The sequence below is a fragment of the Mycobacterium sp. 663a-19 genome, assembly GCF_035616495.1.
Lineage (GTDB): Bacteria > Actinomycetota > Actinomycetes > Mycobacteriales > Mycobacteriaceae > Mycobacterium.
In genome coordinates, this window is the sequence record NZ_JAPJAV010000001.1 from 830,851 (window position 1) to 852,280 (window position 21,430).

Here is a 21,430-nt window from a genome sequence, read left to right on the forward strand (position 1 = left end):
CTAGACGCATGGCTGCGCTGTCGGCTGTGGTGTTCACGCTGAGCGGGTGGCTGGGGTTGTACCTGCTGGCCCGGGATCCGCGTAAGCCGGTGCTGGCGCTGGCGGCGGTCGGGTTGTCCGGCTTCGCGCTGGTCGTGGCGCTGGACGCGGTGCGCACCGCCGGGGCCGCCCACCTCGCGCTGCTCGGTCGGCTCGAGATCTACCTCGTCGCCGTCCCCAGCATCGCGTGGTTCGCGGTGCTCGTCGAGCTGTCCCGCCCGGGCGACCGCTGGCGCGCGCGCACCGGCGAGTTGCTGCTCGTCGGGGGTGTCGCCGCGCTCATCGTGTTCGGCGCGACGATGGCCGGCAGCGTCGACGGACCGCTGCGGCCGGGTCACGTGCTGATGATGGCGGTGATCTCGGTGTCCACGCTGGGGGCGATGGTCGTCGCGGTGCGGCGCCCCGCCCAGCCGACGCCCGTCGCGGGCGTGGTGGTCGTCGCGACCCTGTTCTTCGCGCTGGCCAACGCCATCGTGATCATCCCGCTGGGCCTGGTGCCCAGCTGGCTGGCGCTGGCGTCGACGGGCTTCGACGTGCTGGCGCTGGGCGTGGCGGTGGCGCTGTGGGACGCCTTCGACGAGGGCCAGGCGCTGCGCGCCGACATGCTGCGCTCGTTCGCCGGGTCGGCGGCGGTGGCCGTGCTGTTCGGGGGCCAGGCGCTGATCGGCCTGGCGGTCACCCGCCACGACCCGACCGCGCAGATCACGCTGACGATGCTGCTGTTCACCACGCTGGCGATCGCGATCGTGGTGCAGGTGCTGGCCGACCCGCTGGCCGGGGTGCTCGACCGGCTGGCGTTCTCGAAGTCGCCCACCCTGCGGGCCGACCGGGCCGCGCTGCGGCACACCGGGGCGGCGCTGCCGTTGCGATCCGGCAATCCCCTGAGCGACGTCGACGACGACACGTTCGCCCGGCTCACCCGCCGGGCCCTGAGCCATTACGGTGACCTGACCAAGCTGGTCGCCAGCCCGCTGACCGCGCTGCCGGTGATCGACGAGCGGCTGGCCGCCCGGGGAGCGCCCGACCACCCGCTGGAGCGGGCCAACGAGCTCAAGGCCGTCCTCGCCGACGGCATCGGGCGGCTCAAGCCCCGCGACGGCGGCGATTTCGGGACCACCGAGCAGTGGCGCTACTACAACTCGCTGTATTTCCCCTACGTCGTCGGGGTGCGCGCGTACGCGCAGAACGCCACCGCCGCCGGTCTGGACCCGACCGCCCGGCGGGCCTGGCAGTGGCTGGTGACCGAGGTCCCGCAGCGCTCGCTGCACAACTGGCAAAACGCGGCGGCCCGGCTCATCGCGGCCGATCTGCGCGGGCGCGTCGCGGTTGCCAGCGATTAGGCTGACGGTCCGTGGGCTCGTCAAAGGTCCCGCCGGCCAAGGTGGTGCGGGCGATCGAAGCGGTTCGTCACCACCTGGCCCGGCTGCACCGCCGCATGGTCCCGCCGCCCGTGGCGATCATGGAAATGATCGCCGACACATGGGCGGCGCAAGCGATCACCGCGGCGGCCGAGCTGGGCATCGCCGACGCGCTCGCCAAGGGGCCGCTATCGGCCGAGGAGTTGGCGACCGCGGTCGACGCCGACGCCGACGCGGTCGGTCGACTGCTTCGGGCACTGATCGGCCGGGGCATCTTCCGGCAACGCCGTGACGGGCGCTACGACCTCACCCCGCTCGCGGACACTCTCCGCCGGGACGCGGAGGTACCGATGGCCGGCTGGGCTCGATGGCTGGGCTCGCCCCAACACCGCGAACACTGGAGCCACCTCGCCGACGCCATTCGTACCGGCCGGGCCGTCATCCCCACGCTGCGCGGCAAAACGGCGTTCGAATACCTGGCGTGCGAGCCCGAGCTCGGCGAGATCTTCAACGAGGCGATGACGGGCGGGTCCGCACTCTCGATCGGACCGGTGATCGCCGCCTACGACTTCAGCCCCTTCGCCACCATCGTCGACGTCGGGGGCGGTCACGGCCGCCTGTTGGCCGAGATCCTTGCGGCCACGCCCGGGGCGCGCGGCGTGCTGTTCGATCAACCTCAAGTCGTCGCGGGGGCTCCGGCCGTGCTCGCCGAACTCGGGGTGCAGGACCGGATCCGCATCGTCGAGGGGTCGTTCTTCGAGTCGGTGCCCGCCGGCGGCGACGCCTACGTTCTCAAGAGCGTGATTCACGATTGGCCCGACGACGACGCCGTGCGGATCCTGCGCAACGTGCGTGATGCGGTCGCGGTCGGCGGTCACGTTCTGCTCGTCGAGTTCGTGGTCCCCGACCACCATCGCGAATACATCGGCAACTGGCTGGATTTGGAAATGCTGGTCGCGCTGGATGCGCGGGAGCGCCCCGCCGCCGAGTTCGAGCGACTGTTCCAACGTGCCGGGTTCCGGATGACGCGGGTGGTGGACACCGCCTCGCCGTTCAGCGTGCTCGAGGGGCAGGCGGTCTAACCCGGGTGCCCGCCGTTTCGGCCACCGGCCCCACGTTTCGGGACGCCTTCGGCTTTGTCGCTGCGCCGGGGAATACCCGCGGGAACTAGCTGGTCTTTCTACTATCCGTGGCAGCAATTGGCAGCGCCACGAGTCGATATGGCAGTGCGTGGGCGGCACGCTCAAACCTGTTCGACTACCGCCATCGCTAGGAGTAATCACATGACCGCTGTATCTGGTCTACCAACCCGCCCCCTCTACGACTCGACCGACTCGCTGTTGCGTTTCGCGATGCGTGCCGATGCCACGTTGACGGGATTGCTCGGCCTTGCGGTCGCCTTCGTCGCCGACCCGCTCTCGTCGCTGACCGGGCTGACGTCCCTTCAGGAATACTCGATGGGCGCCTTCTTCGTGCTCTACGGCCTGCTGGTGTTCGGCCTGGCGGCCGCGCCGGACTTGCGCCGCGCCGGGATCGGCGTCGTCGTGGCCAACATCGTGTACACCCTGGCCGCGATCGTGGCCGCCGAAGTCGTGCCCATGACCGCGATCGGGGTCGCCGCGACGCTGGCCAGTGGTGTCTACACCGCGGGCTTCGCCGCACTGCAATACCTGGGGGTGCGCCGCCTCGCGGCCTGACCTCTGGGCTCCCGCCCCGCGCCGGCCTGCTACAGCTTGCGCAGGCGCAGCCGGTTGATCGAGTGATCGGCGTCCTTGCGCAGCACCAGGGTGGCGCGGGGACGGGTGGGCAGGATGTTCTCGACCAGGTTCGGCCGGTTGATCGATCGCCAGATCTCACGCGCCGCGGCGATGGCCTTGGTGTCGTTCAGGGCCGAGTAGTGGTGGAAGTGTGATTCCGGGTCGGCGAACGCGGTGCCGCGCAGCGACAAGAACCGCGACACGTACCACTGCTCGATGTCCTCGATCCGGGCGTCCACATACAGCGAGAAGTCGAACAAGTCCGACACCATCAGGGTCGGACCGGTCTGCAAGACGTTGAGGCCCTCCAGGATCAGGATGTCGGGATGCCGGACCACGTGCTTGGCGCCCGGAATGATGTCGTACTTCAGGTGCGAGTACACCGGGGCGCACGCGTAGTCGGAACCGGACTTCACCGAAGTCACGAACCGCAGCAGCGCCCGGCGGTTGTAGCTCTCCGGAAAACCCTTGCGGTGCATGAGGTTTCGTCGATCCAGTTCCGCATTCGGGTACAGAAAGCCGTCGGTGGTGACCAGGTCCACCCGGGGGTGGTTTTCCCAGCGAGCCAACAGGGCCTGCAGCACGCGGGCCGTCGTCGACTTCCCGACGGCCACGCTGCCGGCCACCCCGATGACGAACGGCACCGGCCGGTCCGGGTTTTGCTGCGGCTCACCGAGGAATTCCGCGGTCGCGGCGAACAACCGCTGGCGCGCGGCGACCTGAAGGTGGATCAGCCGGGACAGCGGCAGGTAAACCTCTTCGACCTCGAGCATGTCGAGCTGCTCGCCCAGACCGCGCAGGCCGATCAGTTCCTCTTCGGTCAGCGCCAGCGGCGTCGACATGCGGAGCGCGCGCCATTGCTTCCGGTCGAACTCCACATAGGGGCTCGGCTCGCTCAGCCGCGGCATGGTGCCAGTGTTGCAGGGACCGACGCGCGTCGATCGGGTGGGCTGGCGAATGCGGCCGGTCGATAGACTGGCGCCCGTGACCGCCGCACCCGACGCCCGTACCGCCTCCCTGATGTCGGCACCCCTCGCCGAAGTCGACCCCGACATCGCCGAGTTGCTGGACAAGGAACTCCACCGGCAACGCGACACGCTGGAGATGATCGCCTCGGAGAACTTCGCGCCGCGCTCGGTGCTGCAGGCCCAGGGCAGCGTGCTGACCAACAAATACGCCGAGGGTCTCCCGGGGCGGCGCTACTACGGCGGTTGCGAGCACGTCGACGTCGTGGAGAACATCGCCCGCGACCGGGCCAAGGCGCTGTTCGGCGCCGAGTTCGCCAACGTCCAGCCGCATTCGGGCGCCCAGGCGAACGAGGCCATACTGCACGCGCTCATGACGCCGGGGGAGCGGCTGCTGGGCCTGGACCTGGCCAACGGCGGCCACCTGACGCACGGCATGAAGCTCAACTTCTCCGGCAAGCTCTATGACGTCGGTTTTTACGGCGTGGACCCGACGACGCATCTGATCGACATGGACGCGGTCCGGTCCAAGGCGCTCGAATTCCGGCCCAAGGTGATCATCGCCGGCTGGTCGGCCTACCCGCGCATCCTCGACTTCGCGGCGTTCCGGTCGATCGCCGACGAGGTCGACGCCAAGCTGTGGGTGGACATGGCGCACTTCGCCGGTCTGGTGGCCGCGGGCCTGCACCCGAACCCGGTGCCGCACGCGGATGTGGTGTCCACGACCGTGCACAAGACGCTCGGCGGCGCCCGGTCCGGGATGATCCTGGGCAAGCAGGAGTACGCCAAGATCGTCAACTCGGCGGTGTTTCCCGGCCAGCAGGGCGGCCCGCTCATGCACGTCATCGCGGGCAAGGCGGTCGCGCTCAAGATCGCCGGCACGCCCGAGTTCGCCGACCGGCAGCGGCGCACGCTCTCCGGCGCCCGGATCATCGCCGAGCGCCTGCTGGCCGCCGACGTCGCCAAGTCCGGTGTCTCGGTGGTCAGCGGCGGCACCGACGTCCACCTGGTGCTGGTGGACCTGCGCGACTCCGCGCTGGACGGCAAGGCCGCCGAGGACCTGCTCGACGAAATCGGCATCACCGTGAACCGCAACGCCGTCCCCAACGACCCGCGGCCGCCGATGGTGACCTCCGGCCTGCGCGTCGGCACCCCGGCCCTGGCCACCCGCGGTTTCGGCGACGCCGAGTTCACCGAGGTCGCCGACATCATCGCCACCGCGCTGGCGGCGGGAAGCGCGGCCGATCTGCCCTCGCTGCGACACCGGGTGACGCAGCTGACCAGCGAGTTTCCGCTGTATGAGGGACTCGAGGACTGGACCCTGGTCGACCGTTAGCCACGGCCGAAGGACCGTCAAAGGACCGCCAAGAGGACCAAGGTCACCATTCGGCGACGACACGCGGCAAGGATTTTACGGAACCTGTGTACGCGGGTTACAGTAACCGCATGGCACAGAAACCTGTTCCCAACGCGCTGACCCTGGAGCTGGAGCCGGTGGTCGAACAGCTCATGGACCACCACCTCAACACCGAGGAACTCTGGTTCGCTCACGACTACGTGCCGTTCGACCAGGGCGAAAACTTCGCCTTCCTGGGCGGGCACGACTGGGACCCGTCCGAGACGACGCTGCCCCGGACCGTCACGGACGCCTGCGAGATCCTGCTGCTGCTGAAGGACAACCTCGCCGCCCGCCACCGCGAGCTCGTCGAGCACTTCATCCTCGAGGAGTGGTGGGGCCGCTGGCTGGGCCGGTGGACCGCCGAGGAGCACCTGCACGCCATCGCGCTGCGTGAATACCTGGTGGTGACCCGCGAGGTCGACCCCACCGCCAACGAGGAGGCCCGCGTCCAGCACGTGATGAAAGGCTACCGCGGCGACATGTACACGCAGGTCGAAACCCTGGTGTACATGGCGTTCACCGAGCGCAACCAGGCCGTCTTCTGCCGCAACCTCGCCGCGCAGATCGAGGAGCCCGTGCTGGCCGGGCTCATCGACCGGATCGCCCGCGACGAGACGCGCCACGAGGAGATCTTCGCCAAGCTCGTCGCGCACTGCCTCGAATACACCCGCGACGAGACGATCGCCGCCATCGCCGCCCGCGCGGCGGATCTCCAGGTCGTCGGCGCCGACATCGACGCGTACCAGGACAAGGTGCGCAACGTCGCCGACGCGGGCATTTTCGGCCCGGCCGAGCTGCGGCAGGCGATTTCGGATCGCATCACCGCGTGGGGCGTGGCCGACGAGCCCGCGCTGAAACAGTTCGTGATCGGCTGACCCAACCTTCGCCCACCGGCGCACATTTCGCGGCTCGACCGCGCGGCCCGCGCCGCCCGTTTCGGCGCGCCTGCGCGGCGCACCAGCGGCCACGAGAGTAGCGTCGTTTCTCGATGGCCAGCGACAAAATCTGCTGCCAGGGCGGCACCTTCCGTCACGACTACGGCAGGACCGGCCCCGGTCCTGGTGCCGTGTTTCCCGCCGACATGCCCGCGCGGGCCCGCGCGGGCTCACCCCGCTCGAGGAGCGCTTCGTGACCGATACCCGGACCTATGTGATCGATACGTCCGTGCTGCTGTCCGACCCGTGGGCGTGCAGTCGGTTCGCCGAGCACGAGGTGGTGGTCCCGCTGGTGGTGATCAGCGAGCTGGAGGCCAAACGCCACCACCACGAGCTGGGGTGGTTCGCCCGTCAGGCGTTGCGCCTGTTCGACGATCTTCGCCTGGAGCACGGCCGGTTGGATCAGCCCATTCCCGTTGGGGCACAAGGCGGTACGCTACACGTCGAGCTCAACCACACGGACCCGGCGGTGCTCCCCGCCGGATTCCGCACCGACAGCAACGACTCCCGCATCCTGAGCTGCGCGGCCAACCTCGCCGCCGAGGGCAGGCGAGTCACGTTGGTCAGCAAGGACATTCCGCTGCGGGTCAAGGCCGCGGCGGTGGGCCTGGCCGCCGACGAATACCACGCGCAGGACGTCATCGTCTCCGGATGGTCGGGGATGCACGAGCTCGAGACCGCGGCCGAGGACATCGACGCGTTGTTCGCCGAGGGCGAGATCGACCTGGCCGAAGCGCGGGACCTGCCCTGCCACACCGGGATTCGGCTGCTCGGCGGCAGCTCCCATGCGCTGGGCAGGGTCACACCGGCCAAGCGTGTCCAGCTGGTCCGCGGCGACCGCGAGGTGTTCGGGCTGCGCGGCCGCTCCGCCGAGCAGCGGGTCGCGCTCGACATGCTGCTCGACGAGTCGGTGGGCATCGTGTCGCTGGGCGGCAAGGCCGGAACCGGGAAGTCGGCGCTGGCGCTGTGTGCGGGCCTCGAGGCGGTGCTGGAACGCCGCACCCACCGCAAGGTGGTGGTTTTCCGCCCGCTGTATGCCGTCGGCGGGCAGGAGCTGGGCTACTTGCCCGGCAGCGAGAGCGAAAAGATGGGCCCGTGGGCGCAGGCGGTCTTCGACACCCTCGAGGGCCTGGCCAGCCCGGCGGTGCTGGAGGAGGTGCTGTCCCGGGGCATGCTCGAGGTGCTGCCGCTGACCCACATCCGCGGCCGCTCGCTGCACGACTCGTTCGTCATCGTCGACGAGGCGCAGTCGCTGGAGCGCAACGTCTTGCTCACCGTGCTGTCCCGACTGGGCGCCGGATCGCGGGTGGTGCTGACTCATGACATCGCCCAGCGCGACAACCTGCGGGTCGGCCGGCACGACGGGGTGGCGGCCGTGATCGAGAAGCTCAAAGGCCACCCGCTGTTCGCCCACATCACCCTGCTCCGCAGCGAGCGGTCGCCGATCGCCGCGCTGGTCACCGAGATGCTCGAGGAGATCGCCGGCCCGCACTGACGGGCTTTCTCGCCGCGAAACTGTATTCCACGACGGGTCCACTCGCGATATGCGTCGCTAGTTGCAGTCTCGCGGTGAGTACGCTTTTACCGTGGCGAAACGACCCGACAGCCAGGCCTGGCGCTACTGGCGGACCGTTTTGGGTGTGGTGGCGGCCGGCGCGGTCCTGGTGATCGGCGGCCTCACCGGCCACGTGACGCGCGCCGACAACCTGAGCTGCTCGGTGGTCAAGTGCGTCGCGCTGACGTTCGACGACGGGCCGAGCCCGTTCGACGACCGGCTGCTGCAAATCCTGAAGGACAACGACGCGAAGGCCACCTTCTTCCTGATCGGCAACAAGGTGGCGGCCAACCCGGCCGGCGCCAAGCGCATCGCCGACGCTGGCATGGAGATCGGCAACCACACCTGGGAGCACCCCAACATGACGACGATCCCCGCCGAAGACGTCGCCGGGCAGTTCTCCAGGGCCAACGAAGCGATCGCCGCCGCGACCGGGCGCGCCCCAACCCTGTACCGCCCGGCCGGCGGGCTGTCCACCGAAGCGGTCCGCCAGACCGCGGCCAAGTTCGGGCTCGCCGAAATCCTTTGGGACGTCATCCCTTTCGATTGGGCGAACGACTCGAACACGGCGGCGACCCGGTACATGCTGATGACCTACATCAAGCCGGGCTCGGTGGTGTTGTTCCATGACACCTACTCGAGCACAGTCGACCTGGTATACCAGTTCATCCCGGTGCTCAAGGCCAACGGCTACCGGCTGGTGACGGTCAGCGACCTGCTCGGGCCGCGGGCCCCGGGCAGCAGCTACGGCGGCCGGGAAAACGGTCCGGCCGCCAACCAGCTCCACGACATCCCGGCCGGCGAGATCCCGGCGCTGCCCAACACCCCCTCGCCCAAGCCGATGCCCAACTTCCCGATCACCGACATACCCGACCAGAACTCCGGCGGGCCGAACAACGGTGCCTAGCCGAAACGCGGACTCGGCGAGCACCGGGCGACGAAAAAGCGCCCGCAGGTTATCGATTCAATACGGGATCGACCTCGCTGCGGCCTACATCATCGCCGCCATCGACGCGGCCGCCATCCTGATCCCGCTGCGGGGCCACACGTCCGCCGCGGTGGACGCCGACTTCGCGCAGAAGAACACCACGACGGTCATCGTGCTCGTCGCGCTCGGGGTCGTCGGCGTCGCGGTGGCCGGCGTGGTGAGCCTGGCACCCACACTGCGCTGGTATGCCGCCGGGGCTGATCCGACGCAGGAGCAGCGGGAAGCGGCGATGAAGCTGGCCGGCCGCCAGTCGGTAATCCTGTTGCTGGCCTGGGCCGCGGCCGGGGCGATCTTCGCGCTGCTGAATCTTGCTGGCGGGTCGAGGTTTTTGCTGCCCATTCTGCTCGGCGTGCTGTTCGGCGGACCGGCCGCCGCCGGCATGGGGATGCTGCTCGCCCAGCGCACCTTGCGCCCCATCATGACCGCGGCCACGCTGCGTGCCGAGCCGCGGCTGGCGGTGCCCGGCGTGTTCGCGCGGCTGGTTCTGCTGTGGTTCCTGTGCAGCGCGCTGCCCATCGGGGTGATCGCGACCCTGGTGGTCCTGCGCTCATACGGCTGGCTCATCCAGAAGTCCGCGTCGCTGGACGTGCCCGTCCTGGTGGTGTCGCTGGCGGCGCTGCTGCTCGGGCTGCCGACGATGATCCTGACGTCGCGATCGATCGCCGATCCGCTGTCCGAGGTCGCCGACGCGATGGCGGAGGTCGAGCACGGCCACATCGACACCTATGTGGGCGCCTATGAGCGCTCCCAAATCGGGCGTCTGCAAACGGGATTCAACCGGATGGTGGCCGGCCTCGCCGAGCGGGACCGGCTGCGCGACCTGTTCGGGCGCCACGTCGGAACCGACGTCGCCCAGCGCGCCATCGAGGAGGGCGCCTCGCTGTCGGGGGACGTGGTCGAGGCGGCGGTGCTCTTCATCGACCTGGTCGGTTCCACGCAGCTCGCGGAAAGCCGCCCCCCGCAAGAGGTTGCCGCGGTGCTCAACGACTTCTTCCGGATCGTCGTCGAAGCCGTCGACGAACACAGCGGGCTGATCAACAAATTCGCGGGCGACGCGGCCCTGGCCGTCTTCGGGGCGCCGTTGCGGACCAGCGAGCCGGCATCGGCGGCGCTGGCGACGGCGCGCGCGCTGGGCATGCAGCTGCGCCGGCTGCCCGTGGTCGATTTCGGCATCGGCGTCTCCGCGGGCCGGGTCTTCGCCGGCAACATCGGAGCCGAAAACCGTTATGAATACACGGTTATCGGGGACGCCGTCAACGAGGCCGCCCGGCTGGCCGACCTGGCCAAGACGACCGACCGGCGAATCCTGTGCTCGGCGGGCGCCATCGACCGCGCCGGCGAGGCCGAGCGGGCGCACTGGGCCGAGTGCTATTCCACCGTGCTGCGCGGACGCTCCGAGGCCACCCACGTCTCGGCGCCGGCGGGCCCCGGCTAGGCCCCCGCGGCGGGTGTCACTTCGACACCTTGAGCGCCGAGATGACCTGGCTGAGCGTGGCCGCCGACGCCGCATCGCCGATGGGTGTCGCGCCCAGGAAGACGGTGACCGGTTTGGTGTCGACCGCGATGATGGTGACGGAGTCGCCCTTCACGTTGCGGGAGGGGTCGGCGATCGTGACGTCGGCGTCCACCCGCGCGGCCTTGGTCCCGTCTACCGTGATCGACGACGTCTTCGTCGGGCCCAGGGTGGGTGACGCGTTCGAGTAGCCGGGCCCGTTGGCCACGCACTGCATCAGCTTCGATGCCTGCGCGCCGACGTCCATGCTGCTGACGAAGTTGGTGACGGCGACCTCGGCCTGCATGACCCACTGGCTGGCGCCGGGCACCTCCTGGGCGAGGCCGACCGCGCCGATGAGGTTCGGGGTCTGGTCGTCGGAGAACGGCATCCATCCGGGTGCCGCGGTCGTCGGGAACGACAGCTTGCCCGCACTGACCGGGGCGCCGCCCGCGGGCTTGTCACCGCCGGACACGTTGGGGGTGCAGTCGGTCGCGGTCTGCCCGGAGCCGTTGGGCTGCGAGGTCGGGGCGCTCGTGGACACCGACGGCCCCGGCGGGGTCGCGTTGGTGGACTTGTTCCCGTTGCCGCTGAACACGACAATCAGCGTCACCACCAGCGCGATCACGCCCAGCACCGCGAGGGCGCCGACGATCAGCCACGGCGCCTTCGAACCCGGCCCCTTCGGCGGTGGTCCCGGCGGGTAGGGCCCGCCCGGCCAGCCGGGGGGAATCTGCTGGCCGGGCGGGTGGTACTGCTGGGGCGGGTACGGACCGGGGTACTGGCCGGGTGGCGGGTACGGGTAGGGGCCGCCCTGCTGGTAGGGGTACGGGGTGCCCTGCGGCTGGCCGCCCCAATGCGGTTCCTGCCCATACGGATTGGTTCCGTAGGGGTCCTGGCCGTAGGGGCCACCCGGGGGTGTCGTCATCGCTGCTCCGGCTCGGCGTCGTCGTGTACGCGGGCCATCGCCAAGACGTCGAGCCGGCGGTCCAACTCCTCGAGCGACAACTTGTCGCCGATCAGGCCGCGGTCGATGACGGTTTGACGAATCGTCTTGCGCTCCTTGAGCGCTTCCTTGGCCACCGCTGCGGCCTCCTCGTAGCCGATGGCCGAATTCAGCGGCGTCACGATCGACGGCGACGATTCGGCCAGCTCACGCAGGTGCTCGACGTTGGCGGACAGCCCGGTGATACAGCGCTGGGCGAACAGCTCCGACACGTTGGTCAGCAGCTTGAAGGACTCCAGGATGTTGCGGGCCATCATCGGGATGTAGACGTTGAGCTCGAAGGCGCCGTTCGCGCCGCCCCAGGCGACCGCGGCGTCGTTGCCGATCACCTGGGCGGCGACCTGTGTAACCGCTTCGGGCAGAACGGGATTCACCTTGCCCGGCATGATCGAGCTGCCCGGCTGCAGGTCCGGCAGCTGGATCTCGGCCAGGCCGGTCAGCGGGCCGGAACCCATCCAGCGGATGTCGTTGGCGATCTTGGTCAGCGACACCGCGATGGTGCGCAGCGCCCCGGAGGCCTCCACCAGCCCGTCGCGGGCGGCCTGGGCCTCGAAAGAGTTTGCCGCGGTGCGTAATTCGCTCAGGCCCGTCTTGTCGATCAGCGCCTCGACGACCTTAGCGCCGAAGCCGTCGGGCGCGTTGAGGCCGGTGCCCACCGCGGTCCCGCCGATCGCCAGCTCACCCAGGCGCGGCAGCGTGGCGCGCACCCGCTCGATGCCTGCCTCGATCTGGCGGGCGTATCCGCTGAATTCCTGGCCGAGCGTGACCGGCACCGCGTCCATCAGGTGGGTGCGGCCGGACTTGACCACCGTGCGCCACTCGCCGGCCTTTGCCGCCAGGGCGTCGCGCAGCACCTCGAGCGCCGGAATCAGGTGACGCACCGCGGCCTCGGTGGCCGCGATGTGGGTCGCGGTCGGGAAGGTGTCGTTGGACGACTGGGACATGTTCACGTCGTCGTTGGGGTGCACCGTGACGCCGTTGGCCGCGGCGATGGACGCGATCACCTCGTTGGTGTTCATGTTGGAACTTGTGCCCGAGCCGGTCTGGAAGACGTCGATGGGGAACTGGTCATCGTGCTTGCCGTCGGCGATCTCGGCCGCCGCGGCGATGATAGCGTCCGCCTTCTCCGGTGCCAGCAGGCCCAGGTCCCGGTTTACCGTCGCGCAGGCCCCCTTCAGCAGGCCCAGCGCGCGGATCTGGGTGCGCTCCAGGCCGCGGCCCGAGATCGGGAAGTTTTCCACCGCGCGCTGAGTTTGGGCCCGCCACAACGCCTTTGCGGGTACCCGGACCTCCCCCATGGTGTCGTGCTCGATGCGGTATTCGGTGTCCGTCATGGAATGGGAGTCCTCGATGGTCGTCAGGGCAGGGGGTAGGCGGCGGAGCTGTCGCCGGTGAAGTCGATCGCGGAGTATTCGTTGAGCTTGGAGAGCCGGTGGTAGGCCTCGATCAGCCGGACGGTGCCCGACTTCGAGCGCATCACGATCGACTGGGTGGTGCAGCCGCCGGGGTAATAGCGGACGGCCTTGAGCAGGTCGCCCTCGGTGACCCCGGTGGCGCAGAAGAAGACGTTCTCGCCGGACACCAGGTCCTCGGTGGTCAAGATCTGATCCAGGTCGTAGCCGGCGTCGAGCGCCTTGCGGCGTTCGGCCTCGTCCTTGGGCGCCAGCTGCGCCTGGATCGCGCCGCCCATGCAGCGGATCGCCGCGGCGGCGATGATGCCCTCCGGGGTGCCGCCGATGCCGGCGAGCATGTCGGTGCCCGACTCCGGCCGGCACGCGGAGATCGCCCCCGCGACGTCGCCGTCGGTGATCAGCCGGATCCGGGCGCCGGTGTCCCGCACGTCCTTGATCAGCTGGGCGTGCCGCGGCCGGTCCAGGATGCACACGGTCATGTCGCGCACCGACAACGCCTTGACCTTGGCGACGGCGCGGATGTTCTCCGCGATCGGCGCGGTGATGTCCAGCACGTGCGCGGCCTCGGGCCCCACGGCGATCTTGTTCATGTAGAAGACCGCCGACGGGTCGAACATCGCCCCGCGATCGGCGACCGCCAGCACCGAGATGGCGTTGGGCATGCCCTTGCTCATCAACGTGGTGCCGTCGACGGGGTCGACGGCGAAGTCGCACTCCGGGCCGTCGCCGTTACCGACCTCCTCGCCGTTGTAGAGCATCGGGGCCTGGTCCTTCTCGCCCTCGCCGATGACCACCACGCCGCGCATCGACACCGTGTTGACCAGTTCGCGTATCGCGTCGACCGCGGCGCCGTCGCCGCCCTCCTTGTCGCCACGGCCGACCCAGCGGCCGGCGGCCATGGCGCCGGCCTCGGTCACCCGCACCAGTTCCATGGCCAGGTTGCGGTCCGGCGCTTCGCCGCGTGGCCGCGACTGCGAGGCCCCGGATCCCGTCGAGCGTTCGCCCTGAACTGTCATGGTTGCTGATTGTCCCAGAAACGAATCGGCCCCCTGGAGCTGGGCTGCGGCTGTCCACGACCGGCTGGGATACTCACAGGGTGACCGAGGAGCCGCAGCCCAGCGCCGACGTGGCCGGCCCCGCCGCAGGGCCTGTTGCCGGCCCCGTTCCCAGGCCGGCCAAACCGCGGTTGCTGCAGGACGGCCGCGACATGTTCTGGTCGCTGGCGCCGCTGGTCCTGGGCTGCATCCTGCTGGCGGGCCTGGTCGGGATGTGTTCGTTCCAGCCGGGCGGGACGAACCGGGGGACGGTCCCGTCCTACGACGCGGCGGCGGCATTGCGGGCGGATGCGCAGACGCTCGGGTTCCCGATCCGGCTGCCGCAGTTGCCCGCGGGCTGGCAGCCCAACTCCGGCGGCCGCGGCGGCATCCAGAACGGGCGAATCGACCCGTCGACCGGCCGACGGCTGGACGCGGCGACGTCGACCGTCGGATACCTCAGCCCGACCGGGATGTATCTGAGCCTGACCCAGAGCAACGCCGACGAGGACAAGCTGGTCGGCTCGATCCACCGGGCCGCGTATCCGACCGGAGCCGTCGACGTCTCCGGCACGCGCTGGGTCGTCTATCAAGGCGCCGGCGAGAGCGGCGCGGACGCCGAGCCGGTGTGGACCACCCGCCTCACCGCCCCGGCCGGCGCCACCCAGCTGGCGATCACCGGCGCCGGAAGCGCCGACCAGTTTCGTACGCTGGCCGCGGCGACCCAATCCCAGCCGCCGCTGCCGACTCGATAGCAGGCCCGAACAGAAAGGACCCGCGTGACCGCACCCGAAGCCGACCTGTCCGGCTGGTCCGCGTCACCGTTCACCGGTGGTGGCTACACCCATGACGTCTACCGCAAGGGCTCCGGGCCCGGGGTGCTGCTGATTCCCGAGATACCCGGCATCCATCCCGGTGTGCTGGCCCTGGGTAATCACCTGGTGGACAACGGGTTCACCGTCGCGATCCCGTCGCTGTTCGGTGAGCCGGGCAAGCCGGCGACGGGCGGCTACATCTTCACCACGATCGCGCGGGCCTGCGTCGCAAGGGAATTCGCGGCGTTCGCCACCAACAAGCAGCGGCCGGTGTCGTTGTTCCTGCGCGCGCTGGCCCGCGACCTCAACGCGTCGACACCGGGCAACGGCGTCGGCGTGATCGGCCAGTGCTTCACCGGGGGCTTCGCGCTGGCCGCCGCGGTCGACGACAGCGTGCTCGCCCCGGTGCTGTCCCAGCCGTCGGTGCCGCTGCCGCTCGGCCGCGCGCGACGCGCCGACCCGGGGCTCAGCGAGGCCGAGCTGGCCACCGTCGCCGATCGCTGCGCCAACGACGGCCTGTGCGCGATGGGCCTGCGGTTCAGCGAGGACAGGGTCGTGCCGCGCGAACGGTTCGCGGCGCTCAAGGAGCGGCTCGGCGACGCGTTCGAGGTCATCGAGATCGACTCGGGCCCAGGCAACGAGGGCGGTTTCGCCAAGGGTGCGCATTCGGTACTGACCGACGAGGTCCGCGAGGTCGACGGTCACCCCGCTTACGAGGCCCGCAAGCGAGTAGTCGAATTCCTGACCCAGCGGCTCAGCTAGCAGGCAACCCTTTGGCTCGCTTCACTGCGAGAGTTCCACTCCAGCAAAGCTTTTGAGCAACTCCGGTTGCGGCGGTGTCATCTGGAGATAGAGGTCGATGTGGCGGATCCTGCCTTCGTCGGTGAACTCGTACACCGACAAGGAGTTGACGATACTGGTGAAATCACCGACGGTGCTGCGCTCCTCGAGTTCGAGAAATACCAGGCCCGCGGCTTCGGTGACTCGTTTGAAGGAGCACCCCCATTCCGACGATGTCGCCCAGCTGGTGAGGAACTCGACGTACTGCGGCCAATCCATCACCTCCTTGAAGGCGCCCACCCGCTCGAACTTGTCGACGGCGACCAGCTCCGCCAGCGGCCCCCAACCGCCTACCGAGAAGCCGGGCTTCTTCGCTTCGCCGACAAGATGCTTGACGACAAGGCTGTATTCCAGCACCGTTCGTGCACGTCCCGTGTGGTTGCCGATGACCTGCTCGACGTTCGGCAACGCCGTCACGCCGAAACCCCGGCCTCCGCCAGGCGACGTTCGAGCATCTCGACATACTCGCGGGTGCCGTGGAAGGGACCGTGGACACCGATGGCCACGTCCAGGAACGCGCTGTACTCGTCGTTGACGTGCGTCTCCCAGCGGATCAACTCGCCGTCATCGTTGGTCTCGATGAAACTGTAGGAGTAGAAACCCATCTCGACGCCGTCCTTGGTGTGACCTTGCCACCGTGTCTTCATGACGACCCCGTTCTCGGCCGGCCAGTATTTGAAACCGGCGGGCTTCCAGTCTGGAAAGGTCAGTGAGTAGGCCTTGGCCTCCAGCGTCGAAGCTCGCGCGGTGTCTTCGGGGAACTCACTGAATTTGAACACTTCGTCGCCGGTGAAGTACGGCGAAACGTACACGCCGTCGTCGGCGAATCTCCACGCGTCGGCGAATGCCTCGCCATTCTGGATTCCCTGACGCAGATAGGCGTCGCGGTAGGCCTCGGCCATCCGGCGGTGGTGGGCAATGCGTTCGTCGATGTTCACTGCGCTCCCTACCGGTTCAAGCACCATTGGCCATGTAGCGATCCACGACAGAGTGGTAATGGCCGATGACCACTTCCTCTTTCACCAAAGACATGTGGTCGAGCCGACCGTTGCGCAACCCCAGTTGTTGGCGCGGCATCTGCTCGTAATCCTGTTGCAGGGCTTCGAAATACTTGTAGCTGCCGGGCTCGTCGACCTCCGTCAGCGGCACCCGGAACGCGTCACGATGCTCCGGCGGCAGATACATGTAGCTGCTGACATGCCATATGCACCGGTTCGCATCGCCGTCGGGGTGCGGCGCGGCCATGATGACGTGGCATTCGCCCGCCCGGATGGTCATGAAGTAGTTCGGGAACAGCACCCAGCCTTGGTTGTCGCTCATTTGGTCGTCGGTGAGCCCATCGACGTCCAAACCCATACCCGTCAGCGTGTCGCGGGTGGCCCGCTGAAGCAGCTTGCGAGCGGTCACGCCCTCGGGGAACTCAACCGAGCCGTCGTTCGCACGGTATTTCGCGACCAATTCCAGAAAACGCGGAATCACTGTGACGGTGGACGGGAAGGTGTCCGGCAGGTTCAAGATGCCCTCCACCTGCTTATCGGCGCTGGCACCCTTCACCTCGAACGGAGCAACCGCCGCGCTGTGGTTCTCGAAGAATCGGTACCGCGAAGTCGTCGGATCGATCGCGAGCACGCTCAGCAGCTGGGGGTGGATGCCGTTGATGTGGTAGCCCTCCTCGAAGGCGTCCATGACGACTTTCCAGTTGCACTCCAACGGCTCCCGAACGTCCATCACGGTGACCATCTCGTCGAGGTGGTACGGAGCAAGGAGTTCCACGACCTCCGGACCCAGGAACTCGGCAAGCGGCCGCGCGTCCGGATCCGGGTTGAGGAAGATGAACCCGCCCAAGGTGTCTACCGGAACCTGCAGCAGTGAGTTTTCGCTCTTGTCGATCGGACCGGCGAGATTCTCCCGCAGCATCCCGCGCAGCCTGCCTTCCAGGTCGTAGGACCACAGGTGGTACTGACACAGGAACCCCCGTTTCGCGTTCCCGTTCGGGGTGCTGCACAGGATGTTTCCGCGGTGCCGGCAGGCGTTGACGAAGCCACGTAGTGCTTTGTCTTTGCCGCGAACAATGATGAACGACTGGTCGAGGATCCGGTACTGCTTCCAGTCGCCGGCATTGGGCAGTTCGTCGACGCGGCCAGCAATTTGCCAGACGCGCATCCAGATTCGGTCTCGTTCGAGCCGAGCGTACTCGCGGGAGGTGTAGCGATCCGTCGGGATTCGCATGTTGAAGGTCTCACGACCGATATCCGCAAGGCCGAGGCCCAGTCCCGACTCCGGCTGGACCCACTCCCCTGGGCGTAGTGCTCGAGTCAATTGGTGTGCTCCCTAGCGGGGGTTGAGTGATGGCAGTCACTAGAATACATGGATGTATATTTTATGCAAGAGTGTATTTTTGTTGGGTCCCGCGCGGCTGGGCCGCGTGGGTTCTGTGCGAGGATTGAGGCCGTGCCGCAACGGTGGACCCGGGAGCGACGTCTCGAGCACACGCGAAACCTGTTGTTGGACGCCGCCGAGGAAGTCTTCGCGCGGAGGGGACTGCCCGCAGCGGCGTTGGAAGACATCGCGGACGCCGCCGGATATACAAGGGGAGCGATCTACTCGCACTTCGGCGCGAAGGAAGAGCTTTTCCTGGCGGTCGTCGAACGCCAAAGGCAGCGATTCCTTGATGGTTTCACCGATACCATCGAGTCGTTTCATCGCCTCAGCGACATCAACCTCGATGAGCTCGCCAACCGCTGGCGCCAAATGAGCAGTAGCACCGACCGCGCGGCGCTGGGATACGAATTCACCCTGTTCCTGCTGAGAAATCCCGAAGCGCGCGAACGGCTCGCCGAGCAGCGACTCGAGATCATCCGATCGCTGGCCGACTTCATCAGCAAGAACGTCGCTCGGCTCGGCGCCACGCTGACGATCCCGGCCGCGACCCTCGCTCGGGTGATTCTCGCGGTCAACGACGGCATCACCCTCGGCAGTCACCTCGACGGGGAAGACCTCTACCACCCGTATCTGCAGCTGGTCGTGACCAGCATCAATCCTCCATCGGAGTCGTAGCGCCCGCCTTTCAAGTAGCCGAGAGGTCGCTAACCTGGGCCAAAGCACGGAATGAGGAGTTTCCAGGCGCATGACGATCGACGAGCGGGTGGTCGAAACCGTTTTCGGTCCCGTCCGCGGCGCCGACGACGGTGAGGTCAGGACGTGGAAGGGCATCCGGTACGCCGCGCCGCCCGTCGGCGACCTGCGCTTCCGGCTACCGGAACCACCCGAACCGTGGGCGGAGGTCGCCGAGACCACCGCCTACGGGCCCGCCTGCCCCCAACCGGTCTTCCCCAACATGCCCATCGACCTCGGTGCGCCGCAGGGCGAAGACTGCCTGCGGCTCAACGTCTGGGCGTCGGCGGACACCGAGCCCGGCGACGCCAAGCCGGTGATGGTGTGGCTACACGGCGGCGCCTACGTCCTGGGATCCGGCGGCCAGCCCCTCTACGACGGCCGGCGGTTGGTCAGCGGCGGCGAGGTGGTCGTGGTGACGATCAACTACCGGCTCGGGGCGCTGGGCTTTCTCGACTTGTCTTCCTTCGGCACCGCGCGGTGCCGCTTCGATTCGAACATCGGGCTGCACGACGTGCTCGCTGCGCTGCGCTGGGTGCGCGACAACATCGCGGCGTTCGGGGGAGATCCGCAGCGGGTCACGCTGTTCGGTGAATCGGCCGGCGCGGGGATCGTCACCACGCTGCTGGCCGCCCCGGCGGCCGAGGGCCTGTTCGCCCGCGCGATCGCCCAGAGCTCGCCCGCCACATCGGTGTACGACCGCGAACGGGCCCGCCACGTCGCCGTCAGCGTCCTCGACAAGCTCGCGATCGCCCCGTCCGACGTGGCTGCGCTGCGCGACGCGCCGATCGCGGCGATCGTGGCCGCGTCGCGAAAGGTGTTCGATGAGGTGCCGGTCCGCAACCCGGGCACGCTCGCGTTCGTGCCGATCGTCGACGGGGATCTGCTGAGCGATTACCCGGTCAGGCTCGCGCAGCAGGGCCGCTCGCACCCGATCCCGTTGATCATCGGCACCAACAAGCATGAGGCGGCGCTTTTCCGGCTGATGCGCTCGCCGCTGATGCCGATCACCCCGCGCGCGATCACGTCGGTGTTCACCCAGATTGCCGCCGAACAGCCCGACCTGCAATTGCCCACCCAGGAGCAGATCGTGGCGGCGTATTCCCGGATGCGCCGCAAGGCAAGGTCTTTGAGCATCGCGACCGACGTCGGCTTCCGCATGCCCTCGGTGTGGCTGGCCGAGGGCCACAGCAGGGTGGCGCCGGTGCATCTGTACCGGTTCGACTACGCGACCCCACTGCTCAAAGTGCTGCTGGCCAGCGCCGCCCACGCCACCGAATTACCTTACGTCTGGGGCAATCTGGGGACGCCGAAGGACCCGACGCTGAAGCTCGGCGGCGCCAAGACCGCCAAGGCGGTCTCGAAACGGGTGCGCACCAGGTGGATCAACTTCGCCAGCCACGGCAAGCCCGTCGGCCTGGCCGGCGAGCCGGACTGGACGGCCTACCGCGATGGCGATCGCGCCTGCCTGATCATCGACATGCGCGACACCCTGGCAGACGATGTGGACCGACGCATCCGTGCCGCCTGGGGCAGCGAGATGGTGAGCTTCCGCTAACTATTCGGTGACCGAATGTGTCGCGCCCGCTTTGGCTTTGCGCAGCGGCAGCCAACTGCGGCGCGCGGGTTGCTCGTCGGACGTGTCGAGTTCGACGCCTTTGTACACCGCGAGGTAGACGTCGACGGTGGTGACGATCAGGATCATCAGCACCGGACCGATGACGATGCCCCAGGGACCGAACATGGCGATACCGGAGAACACCGAGAGCAACATCAGCGCCGGATTCAGGCGGGCGTCGCGGGGAACCAGGATCGGGCGCAGGAAGTTGTCGATGTTGGTGACCACCAGCAGATGCCATAGGACGACGAACGCGCCACCGGCGATGTTGCCGTAGAAGATCATTCCGATGCCGAACGGAATGGTCACGATGCCGCCGCCCAGCGGAATGATCGAAAGCGCGGTCAGCAGAATCGCGAAGATGAAGAAGCCGTGGTGGAATCCGGCGACGTAGATGGACGCGGCGCCGGCGACGCCCTGGCACAGCGCTATGACGAACTGGCCGCTGACGGTGCCGCGCACCATCGCTCCGGCCTTCTTCAAGTACAGGTCCGTGACCTCGTCGCCGAGCGGGTTGAGCTGGCCGATCAGCGTTCGCACCTTCTCACGGTTCACCAGGAGCGCGACGAACACGTACAGGAAGATGATCGCCGACGCGACGGCGCCGGCGATGCCGCCGATGGCGCCCTGCAAGAAGTGCAGCACCCATTCGCCCACGTTGCGCCCCACCGTCACCATCGCCTTCCGGAGCGTCTCCGCGGTTATCGTGGTGTGCGCGAACGGAACCCGGGCCAGTAGGTCGTTGACCGCTTGCAGGATCTTGGCGCCCAGCCCGCTCAGGTCGGTCGTCTTGACCCATCCGGAGATGCTGTCGATCATGCGGGAAATCTGGACGAACGCCAAGACCACCAGGAGCCCGACCGGCAGGCCGACGATGGCCAGCGCCGACAACAGCGTGCAGGCGGCCGACAAGCCGGTGCCCAGACGTCTGTTGAACCAGTTGAACATTGGCGTGAACAGGTACGCCCCCACCGCGGCCACCACGATAAGCACGAAATAGTTGCGCAGGAAGTACGCGCCGAACAACACGGCGACCAGGGTGCAGATCGCGAGCGCTCGTTTCTGGGTGAGCGTGAATTCGGTGTTCATCGGGACCGGGCCGC

20 protein-coding genes are annotated in these 21,430 nt (G+C 68.2%); 12 read left to right on the top strand and 8 right to left on the bottom strand.

Translation table 11 applies throughout. The features are described 5' to 3' along the window. Window positions 1-8 precede the first annotated feature (8 nt). The 3 genes from OQ968_RS04100 to OQ968_RS04110 all read left to right on the top strand — a co-directional run bounded on the left by OQ968_RS04100 (window position 9) and on the right by OQ968_RS04110 (window position 3,094). Window positions 9-1,379 (top strand): hypothetical protein, encoded by a 1,371-nt coding sequence (locus tag OQ968_RS04100; RefSeq protein ID WP_324674867.1) that lies wholly within the window; start codon window positions 9-11, stop codon window positions 1,377-1,379. Window positions 1,380-1,390: 11 nt separating this feature from the next. Further along, a complete protein-coding gene (locus tag OQ968_RS04105; protein ID WP_324674869.1) occupies window positions 1,391-2,479 on the top strand; it encodes a methyltransferase in 1,089 nt (362 codons plus the stop codon). Between the two features lie 201 nt (window positions 2,480-2,680). Next, window positions 2,681-3,094 carry a hypothetical protein gene (locus OQ968_RS04110; RefSeq protein ID WP_324674871.1) on the top strand — a complete coding sequence of 138 codons (414 nt, stop codon included), beginning with the start codon at window positions 2,681-2,683 and terminating at the stop codon, window positions 3,092-3,094. Window positions 3,095-3,123: 29 nt separating this feature from the next. Here OQ968_RS04110 and coaA read toward each other — a convergent pair whose 3' ends face one another. Then, entirely contained in the window at window positions 3,124-4,062 is a 939-nt protein-coding gene (coaA, locus tag OQ968_RS04115; protein WP_324674873.1) for a type I pantothenate kinase, read from the bottom strand. A 112-nt stretch (window positions 4,063-4,174) separates the two neighbouring features. On the opposite strand from coaA, the gene glyA reads away from it, so the two are divergent. The 5 genes from glyA to OQ968_RS04140 all read left to right on the top strand — a co-directional run bounded on the left by glyA (window position 4,175) and on the right by OQ968_RS04140 (window position 10,431). Then, window positions 4,175-5,455, top strand: coding sequence for a serine hydroxymethyltransferase (glyA, locus tag OQ968_RS04120; RefSeq protein ID WP_324675094.1), 1,281 nt, complete (start codon window positions 4,175-4,177; stop codon window positions 5,453-5,455). A gap of 110 nt (window positions 5,456-5,565) precedes the next feature. Then, window positions 5,566-6,393 (top strand): acyl-ACP desaturase, encoded by an 828-nt coding sequence (locus tag OQ968_RS04125; protein ID WP_324674876.1) that lies wholly within the window; start codon window positions 5,566-5,568, stop codon window positions 6,391-6,393. A 253-nt stretch (window positions 6,394-6,646) separates the two neighbouring features. Further along, window positions 6,647-7,948, top strand: a complete 1,302-nt coding sequence (locus tag OQ968_RS04130) for a PhoH family protein (protein WP_324674878.1) — start codon at window positions 6,647-6,649, stop codon at window positions 7,946-7,948. A 91-nt stretch (window positions 7,949-8,039) separates the two neighbouring features. Beyond that, window positions 8,040-8,915 (top strand): polysaccharide deacetylase family protein, encoded by an 876-nt coding sequence (locus OQ968_RS04135; RefSeq protein ID WP_324674880.1) that lies wholly within the window; start codon window positions 8,040-8,042, stop codon window positions 8,913-8,915. Window positions 8,916-8,970: 55 nt separating this feature from the next. Continuing rightward, window positions 8,971-10,431, top strand: coding sequence for an adenylate/guanylate cyclase domain-containing protein (locus tag OQ968_RS04140; RefSeq protein WP_324675096.1), 1,461 nt, complete (start codon window positions 8,971-8,973; stop codon window positions 10,429-10,431). A gap of 16 nt (window positions 10,432-10,447) precedes the next feature. Here the strand turns inward: OQ968_RS04140 and OQ968_RS04145 are convergent, their stop codons facing one another. The 3 genes from OQ968_RS04145 to glpX are packed head-to-tail and all read right to left on the bottom strand — an operon-like array spanning window position 10,448 to window position 13,922. Next, window positions 10,448-11,416, bottom strand: a complete 969-nt coding sequence (locus OQ968_RS04145) for a hypothetical protein (protein WP_324674882.1) — start codon at window positions 11,414-11,416, stop codon at window positions 10,448-10,450. Continuing rightward, the gene (locus OQ968_RS04150; protein WP_324674884.1) at window positions 11,413-12,828 is read right to left on the bottom strand and encodes a class II fumarate hydratase; all 1,416 of its coding nucleotides are present in this window, start codon (window positions 12,826-12,828) and stop codon (window positions 11,413-11,415) included. Before OQ968_RS04150 ends, OQ968_RS04145 begins: the two co-directional genes overlap by 4 nt. A 23-nt stretch (window positions 12,829-12,851) precedes the next feature. Beyond that, on the bottom strand, window positions 12,852-13,922 hold the full coding sequence (gene glpX / locus OQ968_RS04155) for a class II fructose-bisphosphatase (protein ID WP_324674885.1): 1,071 nt from the start codon (window positions 13,920-13,922) through the stop codon (window positions 12,852-12,854). A gap of 110 nt (window positions 13,923-14,032) precedes the next feature. Here glpX and OQ968_RS04160 point away from each other — a divergent pair, with 110 nt between their 5' ends. Next, the gene (locus OQ968_RS04160; protein WP_420715826.1) at window positions 14,033-14,695 is read left to right on the top strand and encodes a DUF4245 domain-containing protein; all 663 of its coding nucleotides are present in this window, start codon (window positions 14,033-14,035) and stop codon (window positions 14,693-14,695) included. A 24-nt stretch (window positions 14,696-14,719) separates the two neighbouring features. Continuing rightward, the gene (locus OQ968_RS04165) at window positions 14,720-15,517 is read left to right on the top strand and encodes a dienelactone hydrolase family protein (protein WP_324674889.1); all 798 of its coding nucleotides are present in this window, start codon (window positions 14,720-14,722) and stop codon (window positions 15,515-15,517) included. Between the two features lie 21 nt (window positions 15,518-15,538). Here the strand turns inward: OQ968_RS04165 and OQ968_RS04170 are convergent, their stop codons facing one another. The 3 genes from OQ968_RS04170 to OQ968_RS04180 are packed head-to-tail and all read right to left on the bottom strand — an operon-like array spanning window position 15,539 to window position 17,914. Continuing rightward, entirely contained in the window at window positions 15,539-16,012 is a 474-nt protein-coding gene (locus OQ968_RS04170; protein ID WP_324674891.1) for a hypothetical protein, read from the bottom strand. Further along, a complete protein-coding gene (locus OQ968_RS04175; RefSeq protein WP_324674894.1) occupies window positions 16,009-16,533 on the bottom strand; it encodes a hypothetical protein in 525 nt (174 codons plus the stop codon). Before OQ968_RS04175 ends, OQ968_RS04170 begins: the two co-directional genes overlap by 4 nt. Window positions 16,534-16,549: 16 nt before the next feature. Then, complete coding sequence (locus OQ968_RS04180) at window positions 16,550-17,914, bottom strand: aromatic ring-hydroxylating dioxygenase subunit alpha (protein WP_324674896.1); 1,365 nt, start codon at window positions 17,912-17,914, stop codon at window positions 16,550-16,552. A 132-nt stretch (window positions 17,915-18,046) separates the two neighbouring features. Here OQ968_RS04180 and OQ968_RS04185 point away from each other — a divergent pair, with 132 nt between their 5' ends. Both OQ968_RS04185 and OQ968_RS04190 read left to right on the top strand, forming a co-directional pair. Further along, on the top strand, window positions 18,047-18,652 hold the full coding sequence (locus OQ968_RS04185) for a TetR/AcrR family transcriptional regulator (protein WP_324674897.1): 606 nt from the start codon (window positions 18,047-18,049) through the stop codon (window positions 18,650-18,652). A gap of 70 nt (window positions 18,653-18,722) precedes the next feature. Continuing rightward, on the top strand, window positions 18,723-20,267 hold the full coding sequence (locus tag OQ968_RS04190; RefSeq protein WP_324674899.1) for a carboxylesterase/lipase family protein: 1,545 nt from the start codon (window positions 18,723-18,725) through the stop codon (window positions 20,265-20,267). Here OQ968_RS04190 and OQ968_RS04195 read toward each other — a convergent pair whose 3' ends face one another. After that, entirely contained in the window at window positions 20,268-21,416 is a 1,149-nt protein-coding gene (locus OQ968_RS04195) for an AI-2E family transporter (protein ID WP_324674901.1), read from the bottom strand. It abuts the gene before it with no gap. Between the last annotated feature and the right edge of the window lie 14 nt (window positions 21,417-21,430).